The organism is Pseudoteredinibacter isoporae (assembly GCF_011602085.1).
Lineage (GTDB): Bacteria > Pseudomonadota > Gammaproteobacteria > Pseudomonadales > Cellvibrionaceae > Pseudoteredinibacter > Pseudoteredinibacter isoporae.
Window position 1 is genome coordinate 1,003,663 of the sequence record NZ_JAAONY010000002.1, and the last position, 23,939, is coordinate 1,027,601.

General features: G+C 50.7%; 24 protein-coding genes. 13 read left to right on the top strand and 11 right to left on the bottom strand.

Annotated features, from left to right (window positions below):
* Positions 1 to 36: 36 nt before the first annotated feature.
* Both tsf and rpsB read right to left on the bottom strand, forming a co-directional pair.
* A complete protein-coding gene (tsf, locus tag G8768_RS12925; protein ID WP_166846124.1) occupies positions 37 to 909 on the bottom strand; it encodes a translation elongation factor Ts in 873 nt (290 codons plus the stop codon).
* Positions 910 to 1,028: 119 nt separating this feature from the next.
* Positions 1,029 to 1,766 (bottom strand): 30S ribosomal protein S2, encoded by a 738-nt coding sequence (gene rpsB, locus G8768_RS12930; RefSeq protein WP_166846121.1) that lies wholly within the window; start codon positions 1,764 to 1,766, stop codon positions 1,029 to 1,031.
* Positions 1,767 to 2,162: 396 nt separating this feature from the next.
* On the opposite strand from rpsB, the gene map reads away from it, so the two are divergent.
* From map to G8768_RS12975, 9 genes are all read left to right on the top strand, one after another.
* Positions 2,163 to 2,933, top strand: a complete 771-nt coding sequence (map, locus tag G8768_RS12935) for a type I methionyl aminopeptidase (protein ID WP_166846118.1) — start codon at positions 2,163 to 2,165, stop codon at positions 2,931 to 2,933.
* 6 nt (positions 2,934 to 2,939) lie between these two features.
* Complete coding sequence (locus G8768_RS12940) at positions 2,940 to 5,660, top strand: [protein-PII] uridylyltransferase (RefSeq protein ID WP_166846116.1); 2,721 nt, start codon at positions 2,940 to 2,942, stop codon at positions 5,658 to 5,660.
* Between the two features lie 40 nt (positions 5,661 to 5,700).
* On the top strand, positions 5,701 to 6,897 hold the full coding sequence (gene dapC / locus G8768_RS12945) for a succinyldiaminopimelate transaminase (protein WP_166846113.1): 1,197 nt from the start codon (positions 5,701 to 5,703) through the stop codon (positions 6,895 to 6,897).
* A 23-nt stretch (positions 6,898 to 6,920) separates the two neighbouring features.
* Positions 6,921 to 7,574, top strand: coding sequence for an endonuclease III (gene nth / locus G8768_RS12950; protein ID WP_166846110.1), 654 nt, complete (start codon positions 6,921 to 6,923; stop codon positions 7,572 to 7,574).
* Positions 7,575 to 7,605: 31 nt separating this feature from the next.
* Complete coding sequence (locus G8768_RS12955) at positions 7,606 to 7,893, top strand: DUF4190 domain-containing protein (RefSeq protein ID WP_166846107.1); 288 nt, start codon at positions 7,606 to 7,608, stop codon at positions 7,891 to 7,893.
* 129 nt (positions 7,894 to 8,022) lie between these two features.
* Positions 8,023 to 8,373, top strand: coding sequence for an ArsC family reductase (locus G8768_RS12960; RefSeq protein WP_166846105.1), 351 nt, complete (start codon positions 8,023 to 8,025; stop codon positions 8,371 to 8,373).
* Between the two features lie 45 nt (positions 8,374 to 8,418).
* The gene (dapD, locus tag G8768_RS12965) at positions 8,419 to 9,450 is read left to right on the top strand and encodes a 2,3,4,5-tetrahydropyridine-2,6-dicarboxylate N-succinyltransferase (protein ID WP_166846102.1); all 1,032 of its coding nucleotides are present in this window, start codon (positions 8,419 to 8,421) and stop codon (positions 9,448 to 9,450) included.
* Positions 9,451 to 9,564: 114 nt separating this feature from the next.
* Entirely contained in the window at positions 9,565 to 10,698 is a 1,134-nt protein-coding gene (dapE, locus tag G8768_RS12970) for a succinyl-diaminopimelate desuccinylase (protein ID WP_166846099.1), read from the top strand.
* Positions 10,699 to 10,871: 173 nt separating this feature from the next.
* Positions 10,872 to 11,069: a PA1571 family protein gene (locus tag G8768_RS12975; protein WP_166846095.1), complete on the top strand. Its 198-nt coding sequence runs from the start codon at positions 10,872 to 10,874 to the stop codon at positions 11,067 to 11,069.
* Positions 11,070 to 11,127: 58 nt separating this feature from the next.
* Here the strand turns inward: G8768_RS12975 and G8768_RS12980 are convergent, their stop codons facing one another.
* From G8768_RS12980 to G8768_RS12995, 4 genes are read right to left on the bottom strand one after another with little or no spacing between them, the layout of a single operon-like run.
* The gene (locus G8768_RS12980; protein WP_166846091.1) at positions 11,128 to 12,288 is read right to left on the bottom strand and encodes a DUF3410 domain-containing protein; all 1,161 of its coding nucleotides are present in this window, start codon (positions 12,286 to 12,288) and stop codon (positions 11,128 to 11,130) included.
* A complete protein-coding gene (locus G8768_RS12985) occupies positions 12,285 to 13,187 on the bottom strand; it encodes a 5'-3' exonuclease (RefSeq protein ID WP_166846088.1) in 903 nt (300 codons plus the stop codon). Before G8768_RS12985 ends, G8768_RS12980 begins: the two co-directional genes overlap by 4 nt.
* Complete coding sequence (locus G8768_RS12990; RefSeq protein WP_166846086.1) at positions 13,184 to 13,774, bottom strand: elongation factor P hydroxylase; 591 nt, start codon at positions 13,772 to 13,774, stop codon at positions 13,184 to 13,186. Before G8768_RS12990 ends, G8768_RS12985 begins: the two co-directional genes overlap by 4 nt.
* A complete protein-coding gene (locus G8768_RS12995) occupies positions 13,771 to 14,226 on the bottom strand; it encodes a gamma-glutamylcyclotransferase family protein (RefSeq protein ID WP_208020168.1) in 456 nt (151 codons plus the stop codon). The genes G8768_RS12990 and G8768_RS12995 overlap by 4 nt, the downstream gene beginning before the upstream one ends.
* 270 nt (positions 14,227 to 14,496) lie before the next feature.
* Here G8768_RS12995 and G8768_RS13000 point away from each other — a divergent pair, with 270 nt between their 5' ends.
* Complete coding sequence (locus G8768_RS13000) at positions 14,497 to 15,204, top strand: hypothetical protein (RefSeq protein ID WP_166846083.1); 708 nt, start codon at positions 14,497 to 14,499, stop codon at positions 15,202 to 15,204.
* A gap of 93 nt (positions 15,205 to 15,297) precedes the next feature.
* Here the strand turns inward: G8768_RS13000 and tusA are convergent, their stop codons facing one another.
* The gene (tusA, locus tag G8768_RS13005) at positions 15,298 to 15,540 is read right to left on the bottom strand and encodes a sulfurtransferase TusA (RefSeq protein WP_166846080.1); all 243 of its coding nucleotides are present in this window, start codon (positions 15,538 to 15,540) and stop codon (positions 15,298 to 15,300) included.
* A 161-nt stretch (positions 15,541 to 15,701) separates the two neighbouring features.
* Here tusA and G8768_RS13010 point away from each other — a divergent pair, with 161 nt between their 5' ends.
* Both G8768_RS13010 and G8768_RS13015 read left to right on the top strand, forming a co-directional pair.
* Positions 15,702 to 16,106, top strand: a complete 405-nt coding sequence (locus tag G8768_RS13010; RefSeq protein WP_166846077.1) for a hypothetical protein — start codon at positions 15,702 to 15,704, stop codon at positions 16,104 to 16,106.
* 42 nt (positions 16,107 to 16,148) lie between these two features.
* Positions 16,149 to 16,430 carry an antibiotic biosynthesis monooxygenase family protein gene (locus tag G8768_RS13015; protein WP_166846075.1) on the top strand — a complete coding sequence of 94 codons (282 nt, stop codon included), beginning with the start codon at positions 16,149 to 16,151 and terminating at the stop codon, positions 16,428 to 16,430.
* 37 nt (positions 16,431 to 16,467) lie between these two features.
* Here the strand turns inward: G8768_RS13015 and G8768_RS13020 are convergent, their stop codons facing one another.
* Both G8768_RS13020 and G8768_RS13025 read right to left on the bottom strand, forming a co-directional pair.
* On the bottom strand, positions 16,468 to 16,695 hold the full coding sequence (locus tag G8768_RS13020) for a YheU family protein (protein ID WP_166846073.1): 228 nt from the start codon (positions 16,693 to 16,695) through the stop codon (positions 16,468 to 16,470).
* Positions 16,692 to 17,513 (bottom strand): class I SAM-dependent methyltransferase, encoded by an 822-nt coding sequence (locus G8768_RS13025; RefSeq protein ID WP_166846071.1) that lies wholly within the window; start codon positions 17,511 to 17,513, stop codon positions 16,692 to 16,694. The genes G8768_RS13020 and G8768_RS13025 overlap by 4 nt, the downstream gene beginning before the upstream one ends.
* A 75-nt stretch (positions 17,514 to 17,588) precedes the next feature.
* On the opposite strand from G8768_RS13025, the gene G8768_RS13030 reads away from it, so the two are divergent.
* The gene (locus G8768_RS13030) at positions 17,589 to 18,110 is read left to right on the top strand and encodes a glycine cleavage system transcriptional repressor (RefSeq protein WP_166846069.1); all 522 of its coding nucleotides are present in this window, start codon (positions 17,589 to 17,591) and stop codon (positions 18,108 to 18,110) included.
* 60 nt (positions 18,111 to 18,170) lie between these two features.
* On the opposite strand, the gene G8768_RS13035 is transcribed toward G8768_RS13030, so the two are convergent.
* Both G8768_RS13035 and G8768_RS13040 read right to left on the bottom strand, forming a co-directional pair.
* On the bottom strand, positions 18,171 to 20,636 hold the full coding sequence (locus G8768_RS13035) for a DUF6701 domain-containing protein (RefSeq protein ID WP_166846068.1): 2,466 nt from the start codon (positions 20,634 to 20,636) through the stop codon (positions 18,171 to 18,173).
* 423 nt (positions 20,637 to 21,059) lie between these two features.
* On the bottom strand, positions 21,060 to 23,726 hold the full coding sequence (locus G8768_RS13040) for a DUF6701 domain-containing protein (protein WP_166846066.1): 2,667 nt from the start codon (positions 23,724 to 23,726) through the stop codon (positions 21,060 to 21,062).
* Positions 23,727 to 23,939 lie beyond the last annotated feature (213 nt).

Consider the following 23,939-nt stretch of genomic DNA (forward strand, 5'->3'; position numbering starts at 1 on the left):
TCATCATCGAACGCTAAAAAATAGCGTTTTCGGCAATTAAGACTTGGAAGCAGCTACCTGAGCAGCAACTTCAGCCGCGAAATCGGCTTCTTCAATCTCAATACCTTCACCCACTTCAAAGCGAACAAAGTTTACAACTTCACCACCCGCTTCTTTAACCAGCTGAGCAACAGTCTGGTCAGGGTTTTTAACGAAAGGCTGCTCTACCAGGCTGGATTCTTTCAAGAACTTCTTGATACGGCCTGTCATCATCTTCTCAACGATCTCGTCTGGCTTACCCGCCATATCTGGCTGAGCCTTGATGATGTCTTTCTCTTTCTGCAGCAGCTCTTCCGGCATATCTTCAGGGCGAGTTACCTGTGGGTTAACCGCAGCAACGTGCATGGAAACGTCTTTAGCCACTTCAACCTGACCCGCAGTCAAGGTAGTGATCGCAGCAATACGGTTGTTAGAGTGGATGTAAGAACCCACAATGCCACCGTTAGCTTCAACAACAGCGATGCGACGCACGCCAATGTTCTCACCAATTTTCTGAACCAGAGCTTCACGAGCTGCATCCAGTTCACCTTCCATCAGCTTGGCAACGTCTTCGGTTTTCTCAGCGAAGGCCTTGTCCAGAACCTTGGCTGCGAAACCAGCGAAGTTTTCATCACGGGCAGCGAAGTCAGTTTCAGAGTTAACTTCTACCAGTACGCCGTAAGAACCGTCTTCGGCAACTTTAGCGGCAACAACGCCGTCAGCCGCAGTACGGTCAGCTTTCTTAGCTGCTTTCAGGCCAGAAGCCTTACGCAGGTTTTCAATGGCTTTATCGATGTCGCCATCAACTTCTTTCAGTGCTTTTTTGCACTCCATCATGCCGAGGCCAGTGCGCTCGCGCAGTTCTTTTACCAAAGATGCAGAAACCGCCATGATTTTATCCTCATCAAATATTCGAAACTAAAAAATACGAAAAGGGGGCGTGCGCCCCCTTTCAGGCCGAGACTTGGTTACCCGAGTCTGCAGCCGCTGTGTTACAGCTGTGCGAGGGCTTAGCTAGCTTCGCCGTCAACCTCAACAAACTCGTCTTTGTTCGGTACGCTCTGGCCGTTAGCAGCACCTTCCAGTACCGCATCAGCAGCGGCAGTGGCGTACAGCTTGATAGCGCGGATCGCGTCATCGTTACCAGGGATTACGTGGTCAACACCAATAGGATCAGAGTTGGTATCAACAACGCCGAATACAGGAATACCCAGCTTGTTGGCTTCCTGGATAGCGATGCGCTCATGCTCAACGTCGATTACGAAGATCGCGTCAGGCAGGCCACCCATATCCTTGATACCACCGATGGAACGCTCAAGCTTCTCCATCATACGGGTACGCATCAACGCTTCTTTCTTGGTCAGCTTTTCGAAAGTACCGTCTTGGCTCTGGGCTTCCAGATCACGGTAGCGCTTGATAGAAGCACGGATGGTTTTGTAGTTGGTCAGCATACCACCCAACCAGCGGTGGCTAACGTAAGGCTGGCCAGAACGCTCAGCCTGCTCTTTGATTACTTTAGCGGCGGCGCGCTTGGTACCAACGAACAGAACCTTTTTCTTTTGAGAACCCAGCTTGGTCAAAGCAGCCAGGGCTTCATTGAACGCAGGAACAGTGTGCTCCAGGTTAATGATATGAATTTTGTTGCGAGCACCAAAGATGTATTGACCCATCTTCGGGTTCCAGTAGCGAGTCTGGTGACCAAAGTGGACACCAGCTTGCAGCATATCGCGCATGCTTACGGTAGGCATATGTCTAATTCCTTAGGGTTAGGCCTCCATATACCCCAGCCGCTCAACCCTTTCCTGCCAAAGGAAATCCGGGCACCCAAACGGATGTGACGGTATATGTGTGACGTTAAAATCATTTAATTTCCCTGCGTACTCATACACAGGGGCGCGCTTTATACCATAAGGCTGCCCCCGACACCAGTTTTTTCGCTTAATGCCATCAAAATCTATTCGATGACCAGCTGGACAAGCACCAGCAGCGTCTGGTTAAGCATCGGCACAGGGTTTACAATAAGCCCCTTTTACTATTGCCCCAAGAGAGTCTGCGTCAGGGACACGCCGCAATGACAGCGCGTACAGTCCCGGCAAAACAGCTCCAGCGGCCTAATAAGCGATACAGCAGGAATCTACTAGCCAATGCCAGTTTCTATTAAAACCCCGGAAGAAATCGCCAAAATGCGCGTTGCCGGCCGTATGGCCGCCGAATGCCTGGAAATGATTGAAGACTATGTACAGCCCGGGGTTAGCACGGCGGAGTTGGACCGCATCATTCATAAGCACATCGTCGATGTACAGGACGCCATTCCAGCTTGCTTGAACTACCGTGGCTTTCCGAAATCCATTTGCACCTCGGTGAACCACGTCATATGTCACGGCATCCCCTCTGAAAAGAAGATCCTGAAAGACGGCGACATCATCAATATCGACGTCACGGTCATCAAGGATGGCTACTTTGGCGACACCAGCAAAATGTACTTTGTCGGCAAGCGCAGCCCCCATATGGAGCGCCTGGTACAAGTCACCCAGGAATGCCTCTATAAAGGTATTGAACTGGTTAAGCCGGGTACTCGCCTGGGCGATATCGGCCATGTGATTCAAAAGCATGCCCACGCCAACTATTACAGTGTCGTGCGAGAGTACTGCGGTCACGGTATCGGCAGTGAATTCCACGAAGATCCTCAAGTGCTGCACTACGGTAAGCCTGATACCGGACTGGAACTAAAAGAAGGGATGACCTTCACCATCGAGCCGATGATCAACGCCGGTAAAGCACATACCAAACTGAAGAAAGACGGCTGGACCGTAGAAACTCGCGACGGACGTCCATCTGCGCAATGGGAGCACACCCTGGCCGTTACGGCGACCGGTGTGGAAGTTCTGACCGCACGCACTGAAGAGAGCTTTTAAAGCACGATGAGCGATATCGACGCGATACCCTATTTTGAAAAACCCATTCTTTTTTTTGAGCAAGGCGCTTTTCGCAAACAACTGCAAAAGCGCAATGCCATCTCTGTTTTCAAAGAGGCTATCGCCGAGGTTAACGAACAGTTCGATCTTCGCTTTCGCGAAGGTGAAAACATTCGCCACCTGATCTACGACCGCGCCACCTTTATTGACTGCCTGCTGCACTACGCATGGCATTTGTTTTCCTGGAGCGAAGGCATCGCTCTGCTTGCGGTTGGCGGCTACGGCCGTGGCGAACTGCACCCCTACTCCGACATCGATATTCTGGTGCTCACCGAGGATGACGAAATTCTCAATCAGGGGCCCCAGAGCAACATCGAAAATATCCAGAATTTTGTCACCCTGCTGTGGGATTTTGGCCTGGCCATTGGCCATAGCGTTCGCTCAATTCCCCAGTGCATTGAGCTGGCCAAAGACGACATCACCATCGCAACGAATTTGATGGAAGCGCGCACGCTGGCCGGCTCGGCTCGTTTGCAATTGTTATTGCAGGCGCACACCAGTGCCGACAAAATCTGGACGGCAGCCGATTTTTTTCGTGCCAAATACACAGAACAGTATGAGCGCCACAAGAAGCACAACCACACCGAATACAATTTAGAGCCCAACATTAAAAACGCGCCCGGTGGCCTACGTGATATTCAAACCATCAGCTGGGTTGCCAAGCGCTTTTTCGGTGTCAACAATTTCAAACAACTCGCCGGACGCGGACTGTTCACCGATGAGGAATACAACATTCTTCTCGCCGGTGAAGAAGATTTATGGCGTGTTCGCTATGCCCTGCACATGCTGGCGGGGCGAGCCGAAGAACGCTTGCTGTTTGATTACCAAAAAGAAATCGCCAAGCTATTGGGTTATCAAGACGATACTCGCCTGGGCGTAGAGAACTTTATGCGTTGGTACTATCGCACTGTACTCGCTCTGCGCGAAGTGAACGATGTGATGCTGCACTACCTCGATGAGGTTATTTTGCAGGCCGGCCAACACAGTCAGCCCAGCCAGATCAATGATCGCTTTCAGCGTGTGGATAACTATATCGAAGTGACCCACGACAAAGTTTTCGAACAAACCCCCTCGGCACTGTTGGAAATTTTTGTATTACTGGGTCTCGACCGCAGCTTGGTTGGGGTACGCGCCAGTACCATCCGATTGATTCGCGAACACCGCCATTTGATTGATGAAGATTTCCGCGAGAACCCTGACAACCAACATTTATTTTTAACCCTGCTGCGCTCGCCTGTAGGCCTGGTTACGCAACTTCGCCGCATGAAACGCTACGGCATTCTGGGTTTGTATTTGCCGGAGTTCGGGCGCGTTACCGGACAGATGCAACACGACCTGTTTCATATTTACACGGTCGATGCTCACACCCTGCTGGTGATTAAGTTTATGCGCCGCTTCAGGGAAGAAGGAGCCGCGGAGCGTTTTCCGATTGCCAGTCATGTCATGAAGCGCCTGCCAAAACAGGAACTGCTGTATATCGCCGGCCTGTATCACGATATCGGCAAAGGTCGCGGCGGCGACCATTCTGAATTGGGCGCGGTAGATGCGAGAGAATTTTGCGAACGCCACGGCCTGAGTAAACGTGAAACACGACTCATTGCCTGGTTGGTGGAAAAACACCTATTGATGTCCACCGTATCCCAAAAGCAAGACATCAGCGATCCGGACGTCATCCATAATTTTGCTTTGGAGGTCGGCGATCAAACTCGCCTGGATTATCTCTACGCCTTAACGGTGGCCGATATGAACGCCACCAATCCAGATGTCTGGAACAGCTGGCGTGCCAGCCTGATGCGTCAGCTTTATATCGAAACCAAGCGCGCATTGCGCCGAGGCCTGGAAAACCCGGTGGACGCACAAGAGCTGCTGGAAGAAACCCGCCACAATGCCTTGGCCAAACTCGCGGACAAGGGCATCAACGAAGAACAAGCGCAATCCTTCTGGCAGGATATGGACGATGAATATTTCCTTCGTGAAAGCCATATCGACATCGCCCTGCAAACCGAAGCGGTTCTGAAACATCGCGAACAGGAAAATGATGAAGAACCACTGATTCAGATCAGTGAGACCACCACCCATGGTTACGAAGGCGCGACCCAGGTATTTTTACGGGTAAAAGACCAAGCTAATGTTTTCGCGGCCGCCGCAATCGCCTTCAGCCAATTGGGGCTTAGCATTGTGGATGCCCGGATTTACACTGACTCCAGCGGCTACACCATCGATACGTTTTACGTGCTCGATGAGAACGGCAATTCCCTGGGTGAGGATGAGGCCAGCAAGAACAAAATTCTCCAGGCACTGAAAGAAGAGTTAGCGCTGGTGGGTGAGTACTCGGATATTATCAAACGCCGAACCGCACGCGAGCTGAAGTATTTCGCAATGCCAACCCGCACATCCATTAATACAGATTTTCGCAGCGGCCACACCGTGCTGGAAGTTACCAGCCCTGACCGACCCGGATTCCTGGCCATTATTGCCGAGGCCTTTACCGAATTCGGTATTCAATTGCTGAACGCGAAAATTACCACCCTGGGCGAACGGGTCGAGGATGTTTTCTTTATCAGCAATGCCGACGGCCAACCCCTGAGCGACCCTAAGCTCTGTGAAGATTTACAAGCAACCATATGTCGACGTTTAGATCGACAGGTGCAAAAAGAAGCCAGCTAGGCGAACCCATAAACCATTACAAAAAACTAAAACCATAGCTATGAACCCGGATCTCAATAAACTGCAGCCGTATCCTTTTGAAAAACTTGCAGCACTTAAAGCCGCCGTCAGCGCGCCAGACCATAAAAACCACATCGCCTTGTCGATTGGCGAGCCCAAACATCTGCCACCGGCTTTTGTTTTGCAAACCTTGCAAGACAACCTCGACAAGCTGGCCAACTACCCGGCCACCAAGGGTATTCCCGAACTGCGTCAGGCCATTGCAGATTGGCTGACGCAGCGCTTTCAACTTAGAAACGAAACCCTGAATCCGGAGCAACATGTCCTGCCTGTAAATGGCACCCGTGAAGCGCTGTTTGCTTTTGTTCAGGCGATTGTGGATCGTGAAAAGCCAGCCCCGCTGGTTTTGTGTCCAAACCCTTTCTATCAGATTTATGAAGGTGCGGCCTTACTGGCCGGTGCAGAACCTCACTTTTTGAATTGCACCGCAGACAACAATTATCTGCCCGACTTCGATCAGATCAGCGCCGACACCTGGCAACGCTGCCAACTGTTGTTTATCTGCACTCCGGGCAATCCAACCGGCGCAGTGATGAACAGTGAATTATTGCAGAAGCTGATTCGCCTGGCCGATGAACACGACTTCATTATTGCCAGTGATGAATGTTACAGCGAACTGTATTTTGACGAAAACAATCCACCCCCAGGCCTGCTTCAAGCATGCAGCGACATGGGGCGTGATGATTACCGACGCTGCGTGGTATTTCACAGCCTGTCCAAACGTTCCAATTTACCGGGCCTGCGCTCCGGATTTGTGGCTGGAGATTCCGAGGTGATCAGCCAGTTTCTGCGCTATCGAACCTATCACGGTTGCGCCATGGCTCTGCCGAGCCAAATCGCCAGTATTGCAGCCTGGAAAGATGAAGCTCATGTGCGGCAAAACCGCCAAGCTTATCAGGAAAAGTTTTCGGCCGTGCTGGATATATTGGGCAATAAACTGGACGTTAGAAAACCCGATGCAGGCTTTTATCTGTGGCCCAATGTGCAGGGCTGCGACAAAGACTTTGCACAAAAGCTGTTTGCCGAACAACACATTACCGTTTTGCCCGGGCAATTTTTGGCACGTGACAGTCGGGGCATTAACCCCGGCAGCGGGCATGTGCGCATGGCTCTGGTCGCTCCACTGGCGGAATGCATTGAAGCGGCCGAACGAATTGTCGAATTTGTTTCCACTTGATTCAGTTACAGGATCTTCTCTGAATGCTTAAGAAAGAACGGGCTGCCTATGTGTTGCAGCGCCTGCAAAAGGAATACCCGGAACCCCCTATTCCCCTGGACCACAAAGACCCTTACACCTTGCTGGTGGCCGTATTGCTGTCTGCCCAATGCACGGATGAGCGCGTCAATCAGGTGACCCCTGCGCTCTGGGAGCTGGCGGACAACCCCTACGACATGGCGAAGCAAACCGTAGAAGACATCAAGGCTATTATTCGCCCCTGTGGCCTCTCACCACAAAAATCCAAGGCGATCTCCAAACTGTCACAGATCCTCATCGAAGAGCACGATGGTGAAGTGCCGGCAGACATGGACGCGCTGGAAAAACTGCCCGGCGTTGGCCATAAAACTGCAGGTGTGGTTATGGCCCAGGCCTTTGACGTACCAAGTTTCCCTGTCGACACCCATATTCACCGCCTGGCGCAGCGCTGGGGCCTGACCAATGGACAAAACGTCGCACAGACAGAAAAGGATTTGAAACGCCTCTTCCCGGAAGACGCCTGGAACGCCCTGCATCTGCAAATTATTTACTGGGGACGCGAGTTCTGCTCAGCCCGGGGTTGCGATGGAACCGTCTGTGAAATCTGCCGAACCTGTTATCCGAAACGCAAGAATCCCAAAATCACATTAAAAGCTTAAGCCAGAAACCGATCATTGGATGAAACCCTTTATGCAAAACGACATTGTTACCAAGCCCGAACACGTACCTGCAAAAACATCGACCCTGGCAATCGTCAGCCTGGTCTTCGGTATTTTGGGGCTGTTTTTTATTGGCTCGCTGGTCGGCATTATTACCGGTCACCTGGCTCGCTCCGAAATCCGCAAAAGCGAAGGCCGACTGGAAGGTGATGCTATGGCTTTAACCGGGCTGATCACGGGTTATATCGGTTTTATTCTGGCTTTTATCTGGGTTGCGCTCATGGGTGGCCTGGTGGTTTTGGCCGCCCTGTTCGGCTAAGCCCGGACTCGGTATATTCGGCATAGACAAATCAGGCGCCAGGACTACAAGCAGCCCCGCAGTATTTGCTATGCTTAGCCCCCTTTACAACAAGCGACACCTTAGACCTTAGACCTTAGGGAAAATAATATGGCCATCACCCTTTATGGCATCCCCAATTGCGATACGGTTAAAAAAGCCCGCAACTGGCTGGAACAGGAAAACATTGCTTATCAATTCCACGACTTTCGCAAAGACGGCCTGGAATCCGCTCAGGTTGAACAATGGATTGATGAGCTCGGTTGGGAAACCCTGGTGAACAAACGCAGCACCAGCTGGAAAGCCCTGGATGACAATCAGCGCAAAAGTATGGATGCCAAATCCGCACTGGCGGCGATTCTGGAAAGCCCAACCTTGATCAAGAGACCGCTGTTGGATAACGGCAAAAGCCGGAACGTCGGCTTTAAAGCGGCAGACTACGAACAAATCCTGAAGACGTGACTTCGGAACCCGAACAAAACCGTTTATAAATAGATAGGAAACACCATGAGCAATTTATACAGCGTCGGCCTTGGCGTCGGCACTCAAAACCAAAACGGCGAGTGGCTGGAAGTATTTTACCCAGCCCCCCTGTTGAATGCCGATGCCAGCATGAACGATGCCCTGGCCGCCGCAGGCTATCAGGGTGGCAATGCTGCGATTGCACTGGACAACAGTGCCATGGCAAATCTGGCCAACGCGCTTAAAGGCGCCGGCCAGGAAGCTCAGGCCAAAATTGCCGAGCAACTCAGCAACAGTGAGCGCCCATTAGTGGTAACGGTATTAGCAGAGGATGGTTCCCCTGCGAGCACACCTGAGGCCTACCTGAAGCTGCATCTTATTTCCCACCGTTTGGTAAAACCACACGGTACTGATCTTTCCGGCATCTTCGGCCTGTTACCTAATGTGGCGTGGACCAATGAAGGCGCTATTGATCTGGCCGAACTGCCAGAACGTCAGCTGCAAGCCCGTCTGAAAGGCCAGCTGCTGGAAGTTTCCTGTGTCGACAAATTCCCGAAAATGACCAACTACGTGGTACCGGCGGGTGTGCGTATCGCCCACACCGCGCGCGTGCGTCTGGGCGCTTACCTCGGCGAAGGCACCACCATCATGCACGAAGGCTTTGTGAACTTTAATGCAGGCACCGAAGGTCCAGGCATGATCGAAGGTCGTGTATCTGCGGGCGTTATGATCGGTGAAGGCTCCGATCTCGGTGGCAGCGCATCAACCATGGGCACCCTCTCCGGTGGTGGCAATATGGTCATCTCAGTGGGCAAAGAGTGTCTGCTTGGCGCCAATGCGGGCATTGGTATTCCTTTAGGTGATCGCTGCACCGTGGAAGCTGGCTTGTACATTACCGCAGGGACCAAAGTGCAGTTACTCGACGATAAAGGCGAGCTGGTTGAAGAAATTAAAGCTCGTGATCTGGCAGGCAAGTCGGATCTGCTGTTCCGTCGCAACTCAAGCACAGGCGCTGTGGAATGTCGTACCAACAAAAACGCCATCGCCCTGAACGAAGAACTGCACGCAAATAACTAAGCCGCTTTTTATCAGAAGCCTCGGCGCCCTGGTGCTGAGGCTTATTAAAAGCAGCACAATAAGACTGCACCGCCTGAGGCTTGATCCCGAGCCAATACCTAGCAAGAGAATATTATGAGTCATTCCCCCACCCTTCAACTCGCCATGGATTTGATCAGCCGCCCTTCGGTAACCCCCGAAGACGAAGGTTGCCAGGCCCTGATGTGTGAACGCCTATCGGCATTGGGTTTTACCATCCATAATCTGCGCTTTGACGACGTGGATAATTTCTGGGCCATCCGAGGCGACAGCGGCCCTATCTTCGCCTTCGCCGGGCACACCGATGTGGTTCCTACCGGGCCGGAAAGCAATTGGCAGCGCCCGCCTTTTGAGCCGGTCATTGAGAACGATATGCTGTATGGTCGTGGCGCCGCCGATATGAAAGGCAGCCTCGCCGCCATGGTGGTCGCCGTCGAAAATTTTGTTGCCGCCCACCCTGACCATAACGGTCGTATCGCGTTTCTGATTACGTCTGACGAAGAAGGCCCAGCCATTAATGGCACCGTGAAAGTGGTTGAGTGGCTGGAAGAGCGAGAAGAAAAAATAACCTGGTGTCTGGTGGGCGAACCGTCCAGCACCCATCAAGTAGGCGACGTGATTAAAAACGGTCGCCGTGGCTCACTGGGTTGCGAACTGAAGGTGAAAGGTATTCAGGGACACGTTGCCTACCCTCATCTGGCACGCAACCCGATTCATCAGGCAGCCCCGGCACTGGCCGAGCTGGCCGCCGAAGAATGGGATCAGGGTAACGACTTTTTCCCAGCCACCAGCTTTCAAATTTCCAATATGAATGGCGGTACCGGAGCAACCAATGTAATTCCGGGTGATGTTGATGTTGTATTTAACTTCCGCTTTTCGACCGAACTGAACGAAGAACAACTGCGTCAGCGCAGCGAAGCGATTCTCGATAAGCATCAACTGGAATATGACATTAACTGGAAGCTCAGTGGCCATCCGTTTTTAACCCCGGAAGGGCCATTGGTTGACGCCGCTGTCAGCGCGATTAAAGCGGTGTGTGATATCGATACCGAACTGTCTACCGCAGGCGGCACCTCGGATGGTCGTTTTATCGCACCGACAGGTGCCCAGGTGCTTGAACTCGGCCCGGTAAATGCCACCATTCACAAAGTCGACGAATGCGTTTGCGCCAGCGACCTGGACAAATTGCAGGAAGTGTATCAGGGAATTCTGAAAAATCTGCTGACCTAAAACCGCCCTTCCAAGCCATCAGTGATGAGCCACCCCAAAACCTGGGAGCTTGCCGCTGATGGTTTCTCCTCGACCAAACATCATAAGAATTTATGAATTTTTCGACTGTAACATAGCAGTCATATTCTAAGCCTATATTAGCCAGCATCGAGATTGAGACAGGAAAGAGAACGATGTCTGAGCAAGAGGCCAAACAGCCAAACGCCAAGGTAATTCCTTTTCCCCGTCGCAATTTCCATGGTGCCGCCATCATCGAAGATGATGGTACGGAAACGCCAATCACCGAGGCCATGGTTGATGAAGCGATTGATCGCCTTATTAATTATTTGCCCAACTGGCTACATCCATTATCGGCACCCGTGAATTCTTAGGTAGGCGTACATCACCTATTTGAGTGCAGGCAGTACCAGTTTTAAACTCTCCTCATACTTATTGGGAAAATCCCAAGGCGGCTAGGCTATGTTCTAGTCGCTGCTTTTCTTTTTCTGGCAATAAAACATCATTTGCTAAACGAAAGTGAAAAAACTCCCGGCGTTTAGGATAGTGTTTGCGCAAGCGATCAAACTCACGTGCAAACCCGTTCGGATTTTCTTTCATTGCGGCTCGCAAACGCGAGTCATCAGCTTTTATGTCATAGCAATGGGGAATCAATTGCTGAAGCGCTTCAAACGCCGTAGCCCCTTTTACATCAGAGATAGCCTGCACCTGTTCAACAATACTTTTTCCGGCCGTCAACGTTTGCCCTAAATGCTCCGCGAGACTGCCGGCGATCATTTGCGTTCCTTTTACTTTGCCGTCATAGCTGTAACCGGCAATATGAGGTGTCGCGATATTGACGAAAGGTAACAGATCGGCGTGGATATTGGGTTCATCCTGCCAGACATCCAATACCGTGAAGAGGTCCGCCTTGCTCTTTAGACGGTCCAGCAGAGCCCGGTTATCCAAACAGTCCCCTCGGCCGCAATTGAGCAACACCGAACCCGATCTCAGCTGAGCAATTTCGGCTTCGCCTATCATTTGATAGCTTGGCGCCGGACCACTATGGCTCAGAGGCGCATGCATGGAAACGATATCGCAGCTTAAAACCTCGTCCAGGCTGCACAACACCGGGTAACGATCCTGTTCAATAAGTGGATCGAAGCCACAGCATTCCACCCCCAACTCACTGGCACGCCGGTACAGAGCCGAACCGACATTGCCCATACCGATAATGCCCAGTCGTTTGCCCTGCCAGTCACAGCCAAGATGAGACAATGCAGCAAACACATATTCCACCACGGAATTGGCATTGCAGGCAGGCGCATTGGCATAAGCAATGCCACGTTTATCCAGATACTCCGTATCGATATGATCCATACCAATCGTGCAGCTTCCCACAAAACGTACCGGGCTGTTTGCTAACAATGCTTCGTTCACTTGACTTACCGATCGAACAATAAGTGCATCAACATCCGTGACATCTTCTGCACAGATTTCTCGCCCGGCTTTAAATCGCAGTTCACCCTGCGCTTTGCCGTCAACCCCGGATTGAACAAACTCGGAAAAATAGTGCTCGGCCATGGGAATATTTTCATCGAGCAGAATAATCACACATTTTCTCCAAACACTTTATTCACGCGACTGGCCAGTCGGGAAAAACCCTGTTCGGCACAAAATGCTTCCAATGCATCGATATCCGCTGTTCGCCAGTCCAAATCGTTTATTGAATCCACTAAGGGAATATCACAAACAATGGTTGCCAGGGTTTTTGCCATGGCCACCTGCTCAAGGTGCTCTTCCAGTTTACTGCCCAGGCCTTTTGCGCCCCTGAGTTTCATATCTTGCAGGGCTTCCAGATTGGCGTAGATGCCTTTCACACTGCCGTAGGCCTGTAAGAGCGCTGCTGCCGTTTTGGCACCAATTCCAGGCACTCCCGGAATGTCATCGATAGAATCACCAACCAAAGCCAGATAGTCTGCCATGGCCTCTGGCGGCACGCCCCATTTTTCCTCGATGTCTGGCGCGTAGCTCTTAAGGTCTTTGGCGAAGTCCCAGAGATAATCCTGCTCCCTTCGAATGAGCTGACCAAGATCTTTGTCACGACTCAGGATAGCAACCGGCTGCTTGCTGCGTTTGGCAAGCTGCATCAAACTGCCAATTAAATCATCCGCCTCGTAGCGTGTTGAACCAAAACAGGGAATGCCCATCAGTTCGGCGATTTCTCGACAAGCATCAAGCTGGTACGCCAGGGAATCATCGGGCAAGGCTCGACTGGCTTTGTAATCCGGATATATGTCTTCTCGAAACCCCTGCCCTAAACTTTCATCGAAACACAAGCCCAAACGTTTGGGGCCATATTGCTCTTTCAGTTTTAACAGGAAGGTAGCAAAACCATAAACCGCTTCAGTTGAGTAACCATTGCGCGCCGTCCAATTGGGGGGCAGAGAAAAATAATATTGAAAAATATAAATCGAGGCATCAATCAAACACGTCGCCGCTAGAGGCTTCATCGCACATCTTCCAGAGTATAGCTGCTGACATCGCAGGCAGGTGGCAAGCCGGAATCATCAGAACACGAAGTACCGTAAAATGCACTAAGGGCCGCAATCAACGTCACGCTGCGTTCGTTCAAACGGCCCTGGCAGTAGGCTTGCAGCTCCTGATAAATACGCTGACAAAACTCGGCGCTGGGCATCAAACCCGCTTCGGCATTATCCGCACTCACCCGAAATGGAAAGCCCGCCGCTCGGGATAAGATACATTCCAAAGCCTGGGGCCTGGCTTCAACCTTTTCAAACTCAGCCTGCTGCTCCAGGCTGCGTCCATCGGGGGCATACCAATAGCCGTAGTCTTCCTGTTGGCGGCGCGCTTCCCCCGCGACCAACCAATGGGCAATTTCGTGCAGGCCACTGGCGTAATAGTCTTGTGTAAAATAAATTCGGTGGTGAGGGTGATCCTGATCCGCAACTTGATACAGCGGTTCTTCCGCACCGCCAATCAATACGGTGTTATGACTTTCTTGAAAGCATGCATTAAATACTGCAATAAGATCCTCACAGCGATGCGAGGTTTCCGCAGTCGTTTCCAGACAACTCATTCGGCCACACACTCCACCTGACACAAATGCTGGAAATAGGCTTCGCTGAGAAATTCCCGGCCTGCCAGCAAATGTTCCAGATACCAGCGCGCGGGTTTAAGGTCTTCCTGAATCATGGCTTTGTTGGCCACATAGACCCAGGCGTTAATCGGACCCTCACTGCTATGAACCGTAAAAATATCCCGGCTGTACAGACGCGGTGTGCCCTCGAAAGGGTCCATTTTCAGGATCTGCCGTTCGTCACACAGGCGATAGGCTACGCCTTCCACCACACTGCCCTGGCGGAAGCCAATATTGGCATAGGATCGATGGGGCGCATCCGCTGCACGCTTGTTAAAAAGCAGTTCGGCCTGCTCCAGCCTGGCGGGGATCGCCTGATCGAATTCCAGGCCCCGTGTACGCATACGCTCAGGGTTCATATTGGAGCCGTAAGCAAAATAATAACTGTTCAAATTTCAGCCCGATCTATCAAAATAAAACCACTATATATAGTGAAGGTGAACCGTTTAAAAAATATTTTGTCAAAATGTTGTACTTATGCCAATCTAGCTATACTTTATATAGTAAGGATTTTAATGGCACCCCGTAAATGCCTTATACATTGGCCCGTTTTAAACGCCAGTGGGAATTTTACGCCAATTTGAGTGCCATATAATAATAAGCCTGCTCTGAAACTGGAGTGGGCACCCCAAGCTGCCAAAACCCAGAAGGGAGGTAGTCGCATGAAGACCACGGAAAATCGCTCTAAAACCAAGGGCAATGTCATCGATTTGTTCACGGGCCAGAAATACGCGCCTGAGGACAGCACCCGCTTTATACGCCTCGCACCGGAACTCGACGGTCTGGAAATGCTGTACAGCAATGACGCCAGCCCGGACAAGCTGTTCAGCCTGAAGGTTCTGTGCTGGGGTTTAAGGGCCAATGGCGATGTTGTCGGCTTGGTGCCCTGGCTCAATGACATCGTTGCCTGCATCGACATCAAGGACCCCCTCAATGGTCAATGGGAGGGTTACTACGATCCAGGCGTCGACGAAGTGTTTTACGATGCCCCAATTCACAAAATTGTCGAGCTGGAAACCGCTGCTGAGTATTACGACTACGAAGCCGCCGAACTCAATGGCGAGTTCAGTATCCAGGAAATCCCCGACACCATCGGCACCCACGCGGTGCTGGCGGACAAAACCTATGAAAATATTACCCTGACCGAGGTGATTAGCTGGCGCCTCTACGGCGATGGCAAGGTATCCGGTATGGTTGCGGACGAGTCTGAAGTGGTCAGCACCCCGGTGCTGCCAGGTGACGAATGCCTGTATCAGGTTCAGAGCCGGGAAGAGTTCCGTTACTTCTTTCAGCACCAGATCGCCAATCGCATCAAAGCTGAAGACCCGGAAGCACTGGCTGCAATATCCATCCTGGTCGAAGAAAAGTAAGACCAGGATTTAAATCCAAACTTGCCTTGAGCAAGTCATCCGGCAGGCCCCCGCCTGCCGCCCATCTCTTTTCTCTGTCAGTTTTAGCCCCGTTTAGTCCGCACCCTTGCGTATCCAGTAGTGATATTCATTGGCCTTCTCACCCTGACCTTCCAACTGTTTAATCAGCTCATGTCCCAGAAAGGAACAAAATTTGGGTATATCACGTGTGGTTGAAGGATCGGTTGCAAGTACTTGTAATACCTGACCTTCCTGACATTCACGCACCTGTTTGTGGAGCATCATAACCGGCTCGGGGCAGAGTAAACCCCGGGCATCCAGTGTCGAGTCAACCATTATTGATTCATTGTTCGTCGCCGTCATTGTGCTGATTCTGTACCTTCTTGTTGCTTCGTCATCCGATATACGGCATCTATTTTAACAGCGAAAGTAGCCTTGTGGACTACACTGTTATTGAGATTTGTCGCTGAGCAGTCAGCGAAGAGTGAGGATGTATTTTGTCTCTACTGAAAGATTTAACCATAAACCGTCCAGATATTTTTAGCCGTCACAGCCTGGAATTAAGCTTCAAGTTGCTACGCCATCGAGACCCATCCCTGGCTCTCGAAGTACAGAATGTTATGGCCGGAAAGACCAATGATGCCCCATCAGCCCGCACCTTGCCGCCACATTTGAGCCGCAGCTGTGAGTTCTTTATGGTGGCCATTGATCCTGTTGTGGTTGGGCAAATCATCTCTTCGTTGACCCTCATCGGCCGCAACATCATCGAGCAGAACAATGTGCGACCAAGCCGCAAGGCCATTATTCTCTCCTTACTCGAAGAATGGATGGGTCTGGTCGAGTGGTTGATCAGCGAATCCGAGCAACATTTACCGGCTGCCAACGCTACCCATTCCGCCTGAGATTGCGTACCATCTTGATTTTAAGCAGTCTGGATGCCCACCATGATCCATGTATTAATCGAGCGCCATATCGGCACTGACCTTGAATCCACCTACGAAGCTATGGCCCGCTCCACCCTGCAGGGTGCCTACCAGGCCGCCGGCTTTATTAATGGTGAAACCTTTTACGATATGAATAATCATCGCCATCACTATGTGCTGAGTAAATGGCGAACCTTGAGCGACTGGCAACGCTGGTTTCACAGTGATCAACGTCGCGAAATGATAGGCCAGCTGAGTGCCGTGCTGGACGGTCCCGAAAAAATTACGCTGCTGGAAAACTAGGCATTAGAGACATAAAGCGAAATGCAAAAGAGATGGGCTATAAACCCATCTCTCTGGCTTGCTGGGGCGTCAACAGATTGATCGACTCTGTCGGCTCATCGAAACACAGCAGCAATTCACCATTCTTTAACTGATGACGTAACTGCTCCAACTTCCTTTCCAAACTGACTTCCTGTTCACCGTAATCAGTGCCTTCACGCAAGACAAAAGACTCTAGCACAGCGTCTAGAGTCTCAGCTGCCAATTGCTGATAAGGAATGATCACTTGGCAGGTTTTACGAACTTCAATGTCATACGATCACTTTCACCAATCGCTTTATAGTGATCGCGTTTTTCATCACCCATACGAAGGCTGGGCGGCAAGGTCCAAACGCCTTTGGGATGATCAGCAGTATCGTTCGGGTTCGCGTTGATTTCGCTGGCAGCCACTAATTTAAAACCGGCTTTCTCAGCGAGTTCACGCACTTTGGCTTCCGTGACATAACCGGATTTAATCATGGTATCCAAGTCGGTTCCGGGCTTCGCTCTATGTTCAACCACGCCCAAAATACCGCCTGGCTTCAACATGGCGTAGAACTCGTTAAAGGCTTCCTGTGCAAAACCGGACTTCATCCAGTTATGGACATTACGGAAGGTAAGCACACGGTCGGCGCTGCCTTTAATAGTGTTCACCTTATTGGGCGGGTAAAACGCCGTCAGTTCAGCCTTGCCGTAAACCTCGGGGTTGGCCTGCATTTTTTCAACAAACTTTTTCTGGTAGCGAGTGTAAAAATCGATACCCGCATTGGGGTCGAAATGAGCCGCATAATAGGTGCCCTTGTCCATCAGGTAAGGCGCCAGGATTTCTGCATACCAACCGCCGCCTGGCCAAATTTCAACCACAGCCTGATCTTCTTCCACCTCAAAAAACTCCAGGGTCTGTATCGGATTGCGATACGGATCACGGGCTGAATTTTTTGCACTGCGATGTTCCGCCGCTGCGGACTTCTCAATGCTGTGATTCGCATGACTGATGCTCTGGGCACTGAAACCCACACTTAAAGCCAGCACTACGGTGCTGATAATCGGTTTGGCTGCAAACATATTTCGTTCCATACTTGACCTAAAAGACGGCTAAAGCCTACCCTATATCGGTAGATGTTTAAACGGATAAATACTATGGATACCTGTTTGGTTTTAACCATTATCAGCGACGATCGCCCCGGCGTTGTCGAGCAAATTGCCGCCTGTGTTGATCAACATAAAGGCAGTTGGCAAGAGAGTCGCATGGCTCATCTGGATGGCAAGTTTGCCGGTATTTTACGCGTGAGTTGTGCGACGGAAGATGTCGCTGCGCTAAGCCAGGCCCTGCAAGCACTGGAAAGTTCCGGTATCCAGGTTCTGCTCAGCGAAGGTCAGCGTGAACAGGGTTCTGCCCAACAAAGCCTGCACATCAGTGCTATTGGTCCCGATCGCCCCGGCATCGTGCTGGAATTGTCCCGCGCTTTTGCTCAAGGTGGCTTTAATGTCGCCCAGTTGGATACCGATTGCAGCAGCATGCCCTGGTCGGGTGATCCCCAATTCGAAGCGAAATACCAGCTACAGATCCAGGCCGATTGCGATACGGTAGAGTTGCAGGACCGCCTGGATGCCATTGCCGATGAATTGGCCTTGGACATCCAGATTGAAGAAGCTTCATAATTTGTAAACGACAGCCGTGAACCGCTTTATGGGCGAGTCGCTTACCTGAAACAATGACATCTAGGGAAGCGACTCACGCCAGTACACCACCCGGTCGTGACCGCGAGTGGCACCAAAGCGAAAATGTGCCCTCGGTAATCGGCTGTCGCTGTATTCACCGTCCTGATTCCAATCGAATTGAAGCCAGGGGTAATTGGCCAGATCAATATCCACTTCGACAAGCCCTCGATTTCCCAAACCTGGTGCACTAAAAACCTGCCCGGCATCTCCGCCTACAAAATTGACAAACGCCTGCTCGAGGGAACGAAAGCTGGCCGTACTGTTCCCGGCACCGACTGAAACCGTTCGATTGCTGTCAATGGATAAGGCGCCGCTCTGCACATACTGAATATCACCACGAGCCAGCTGGCTGCAGGAGTCCTTGTGATTCAGTTGAAAGCTGTTCCCCTGCCAGGATTCAATCTGCAGCTGGCTAAAGAGGTCTCGATTTTCGGGACCATGAGCATCCGGCAGGTTTAATCTGGAAAAATAAAAATCACTGATACCCAAAAGAAAATGATCATAGTCACTACCGTTATCCGTATCGAGATCCAGATTTAGCTGTGAAGGTTTTATTCCTACGCCGTCGTCATCCTGTATGTTAATGCCGAGCTGAACATCCCGCCAGGGACCATCGGGTGCGGCGCTTCGCTGTAAACGCAACACCCCGCGATAGGGAGCGTGACCTTGATTGAACACCAAAGTTTCTGTGTCTTTCAGCAAACGTCCGGGAAGCCCGGCGGCCTGAAAATTCACCTGCCCCCTGTGTTCATCATCAAGTTTCGCAAAACTTCCCTCATATACGTCCAGTACTCTTCCTTGGGCATTCATCGCACGGAGATTTGCTTTTACTGAAAAGTCCTGATTCAAATGGGAAAAACCTGCGTCGGGGCAAGCGGGGATAACTTCCGTTTCACTGATGGAAAAATAGCTGGGAATGAAACGCCCGATCGCACCGGAACGCCCTTGAATTTTATTCGTGGTGACGGAGTCGGCACCTAAATAGGAGCCACCATAGATGTGCGCTTCAATTTCCATCACCCCGATGTTCGAGTAACGTATATTGGCTGATGACAAGTACCCGTTTTCAAAATCCTCCAAAATGACATCGCCCGTCAAATCATGATGCGATACGATCAGCGGGATCATGGATTGTGCCTTAAGCTGCACGGATGCCGGATGGCCTTCTTTGGAAAAGCTGTGCAATAAAGCATTATCGCCCAAATATGCCCTTGTGCGAGAACCAGGAACCGCATGGCCATCTGCTACGCCATCATTATCGAGATCATCGCTGGCCTGCCATCCAACGGCAGCGGCCTGTAGATGAAAGTCACTCCCCGCCGCGTTAAAAACCTCGCCGCTATGGCTTAACGCGGCCGGGTTTTCTGGAATATTCAACCATAAGGCAAACGGGCGAGAGAGAAGATCACCACTGTCTCCCAATAGGGTTTCCGAGGAAAAAGCCTTGGACTGATCCCGGGCTGAGAGCGTAAATCGACCAACGTCTCTGGTGAATAACTGGAACTGAGCAACACCATTTGTAAAAGTGACCGGCACATTCTGAAACGCACTCCCGATCTCATAGCTCTGGCCATCAATGATGAACACTGGAGTTTTCGCCATGGTATCGCCCGATTGCATGGCCAGGCGCAGTTCAACATCATCGGCCTGATAGCTTTCAGCGATACCACACTCACCGCTGATTTCATCACGCTTTACTACGCTGAGCGTAATCTCATGCCCTCGATACGCAATAACATCACGCTTGTGATTCTCAGGGTAAGCGAGAACAAAGGTATTCTCGGCATAACGAATACTTTGGGAAACAAGCCGCGTTGGCCCATCTCGCTCATCGACTCGAACGGTCAGAGTTTCGGCATGCTCATTGCTCAACAAAAGCTCTACCCGACCTTGATCCGATGCTTCAAATTGATAACTCGCTCTCCCGATGTCTGGCCAGCCAGCGGTCAAGCGTCCATTCGGAGACACCATCGACCAATTGCCATGCGAGGTGCTTGTCGATATGTCAATAATTCCTTCAAAATCATTAATCACATTGCCATCGGCATCCAGCATGGAAATTGTGATCCGATTTGGCTCACAGACACTGGCATTGGTTTGCTCCGGTTCTATGGAGAAACCCGAGGGACCTATCGAAGCTTCAATAAAAAAGCTGTCAATATTGTAACGCCCGACAGCGTCAATGGTATAAAGAGATATTTGTGCATTGGGCGATTGATATTGACCTGCTGGAAGTCGGATAGACGGCCTGAGAATATCGCCGGCACCCTCTGCACCACTGTGCAAAATGACCTCCTCTGTTTCACCGAGATGATTCAACCAGGTGAAAACAAATTTAGCATTCTCCTCGGGTGAGTGGCTGAAATCATCGTGGCCTACGCGCATCCAGAAGTTGACTGTTAACTCTCGCGCTCCCGAAGGCACTTCGAAGGGCAATGTCATGCTGGATTCTCTCGCGATTCTCATCGCATTTCCGCTTTCTGCACGGTCTGATCGGTTTCGATATCTGACATTCCCGGTGTACAACCATATGACGTTCGTTCGACCTCTGTCTTCGAAGTCGTCACGAAAAATGATTTCGCTTGTTGACTGTACCCGCATCGGTGAAACGATTAGCAAAGCCGCATAAAAGATAGGTCTTACGTTTTTCAAGGTAAGCCAGAGAGCATTCATTGTTCTTACACCTGGACCTGCCCGGTTTCCCAGGCAATTTGTGACCTGACATTTTCAAAAGAAAAAATACGTCCCTGAGACAAAGTAATAGATAGGGATTGTGAGATGCGCCAGTCGTGATCGACAGCTGGACGAGATAAAGAGAGAGAATATTGAAAATATAAAACGATTACATCGAAGCGCCGAATGTCTTCGCTTTAGAGAAAGAGCTTGATTCTATTGCGCTTTCTCTCGCCAGTAAACCAATAGATCATGCCCCCTCAGGGTACCAAATCGAGCAATTGCATCAGGCAATTGAACATCGTCAGCGATGGAATTCTGATTCCAGTCATGGGAAAGCCAGGGAAGCTGCGTGTAGTCAACGCGTATTTCTACTTGGCCGCGATTACCCGAGCCCGGTGCCGAAAATACCAAACCCGCCGTACCTTCCTCGAAACGAATATGAGTGGCCTGCAAATCGATAAATCCCGCTAATGTGGACGATGCAGCAATAGTCGCTTGTAAATTTGCCGGAACATCCAAAGTACCGGTACTGGCAAAACTGACATCCGCCCGCTCAATTAAACTACAACTGTCAGATTCATTACGGAGAAAGCTGTGTCCGGCCCATGATTGAATTTCAAAAGGCACTGGCAGATCACTCGTTTCAGGACCATGGCGGCTTTCGGTAAACAAACGGGAATAGTAAAAATCCGAACTGCCCAGCAAACTGTGCTCCGCGCTGCCACTGCTGCCCAGATCGAGATTCAATGAGCTGCCGGATATATTAACGCCATCACTGTCCGTCAACTTCAAACCGAGCTGCACATCTCTCAGGGCAATTTCCGGCAAGCTGTCTTTATTCAATCGAAGGGCAGCATGTAAACTTGCCTGCCCTCGATTAAACAACAGGGTTTCCGAAACGGCTTCGACTCGCCCACTGAGCAAACTGCCCGCCAAAGGCTTAGCCCCATATTCACGCTGACCACTGGCATCGCTGAGCTTGGCGAAATCTCCATGGTAGGCGTCCAGAGTTCGGCCATCGCGCCCAACCGCCGTAATGTCCGCACGGACATCAAAAGGTTGTCCCATATGTGTCAAACTGCTGGCGGAACAAAACGGCTCCAAATCCGCATTTTGCACAACAAAGTGATCGGGAATAAAACGCGCTATCGCACCGGAACGCCCAAGCAATCTATTAGCCGCAGTGGCACTGCCACCAAGATAAGTACTCTGCCCAAGGGCCAGATCAATTTCCATAATGCCAACATTGGAGTAGGCAATATCGATTGAGCTACTGCCATTGCTGAAGGAAGCAGCCGTAGTATCCCCACTCAAATCCTGATGATTCGGATTTAAGGGCGCCAGGGAACGGGAAGACAAGACTACGGTATTATTCGGTCCTTCTGTGCCAAAGCTTCTTAAGACTGGATTGTTGTCAAGAACGGCATTATTGAGGGGATCGTTATCATTGTGTCCGTCGGCAATACCATCGTTGTTCACATCGTCACTGGGTTGCCAACCCACTGCGCTAACGGTCGCAGGAAAATCCTCACCGGCTTTTCTAAACACCGGAGCCGTGGCCAGCATACTGCTGGAACTGCCGGGGACATTCACTGAAAAGGCAAATGGCCTAATAGAAAGGTCCGCGCTCTGCCCTTGTATGGTGGAATCACTGAAGCTGTTACTGCGATCTTCAAAATCCAATCGATAACGACCAACGTCTTGTGCCAGCAACTGTACGTTAGCCACACCCTGTGAAAACGAGATGGGCAATTGAGCAAAGCTGTTACTGACACTCGAGGTGCTTGCGCCATAAACCAGTTGAGGGTCCAAGCCTCCAGGATCACCCGACAGAGGGGCTTTTCTGACATAAACACCGCTGCGAGTATAATTCTGCGCAGCGCCGCATTCTCCATTACTGTCACGTTTCATCATGGTAATGCGCAAACCATGACTGCGATAGGCAATAATGTCTTCATTCAAGCTATCGTTATATTCCGTTACAAACGCATTTTCAGAAAAGGTAATACTGCCACTGGTGCTGCTGACAGAACCGGCCGGGTCCCGCACCGTAATGGTTAAAGTTTCCGCGTGCTCATTGCTCAAACGCAATCGCAGTTGACCATTATCGCTGCTGGCAAAACGATAGTTTGCCCGTCCGCTGTCACTGCCAATGGCACTGAAACGACTGTTGGCATTGGGCATTGACCAATCGCCATTTCCAGTACTGGTGCTGATTTCAACATCACCTTCAAAATCGCTCAGGGTTTGATTGGATGCATCCTTTGCTTCAATCAACACTTCGTGAGGTGCGCAGACACTGGCATTGCTTGAGGAAGTATTGCTGATGCTGAAATGGTCAAGCTGCTGCCCCAGCGTTCCGGAGATAACAACATTGTCGATGTGGTAATAACCGCGATTGCCCTGATTGTAAAACAGAAGATAGTTTTGCTCAGCAACCCTTTCGCTGGGAATGTCGATGGTCAGAGTTTGAATGGAGCCAGCGCCGGAAGAACCGCGATGAATCTCTACAATGTACCAACTGCTAAAGGCATCACCAACACCATCCCAATACAGATGAAAACTGGACTGGTTTCGAGGACGACTACTGAAACTGTTATGCCCGACACGAAACCAGAAAGTCACCTGAACACTCTCGACATTACTGGGAACATTCTGAATGGTGTAAATATAAGTTGCAGGACCGATGCCGACACCAAAGCCGGATTCAGCCGCCTGACCACTGTAATAGTAGGCATTGCCACCACTTTGATCCCAATGAAAATTGGTATAACTCTGGTCGTTGAAATTGTCGCTGAAAATAACCTGCGCACGAGCCTGCTCCGTAACAAAAAGAGCATTGAACAACATACAGACAAGCAATAGCCGCGACAGCAACACACACATTCCTATATCAAAAAGATTTGAGAAGGTTTCAGAACCGTTCTTTAGAACATTAAGAATAGACTATAGTGGCTATATCGGCTGTTTACTCGTCAACTAAAGCCCAGACAAATAACAATTTTCAAACGGCATCAATTGGAAGATATCGAATACAAGAAAGGATACTTGTGCTTAGAAGCTCGCACATAAAAGCTTGAATTTAAATAAGAA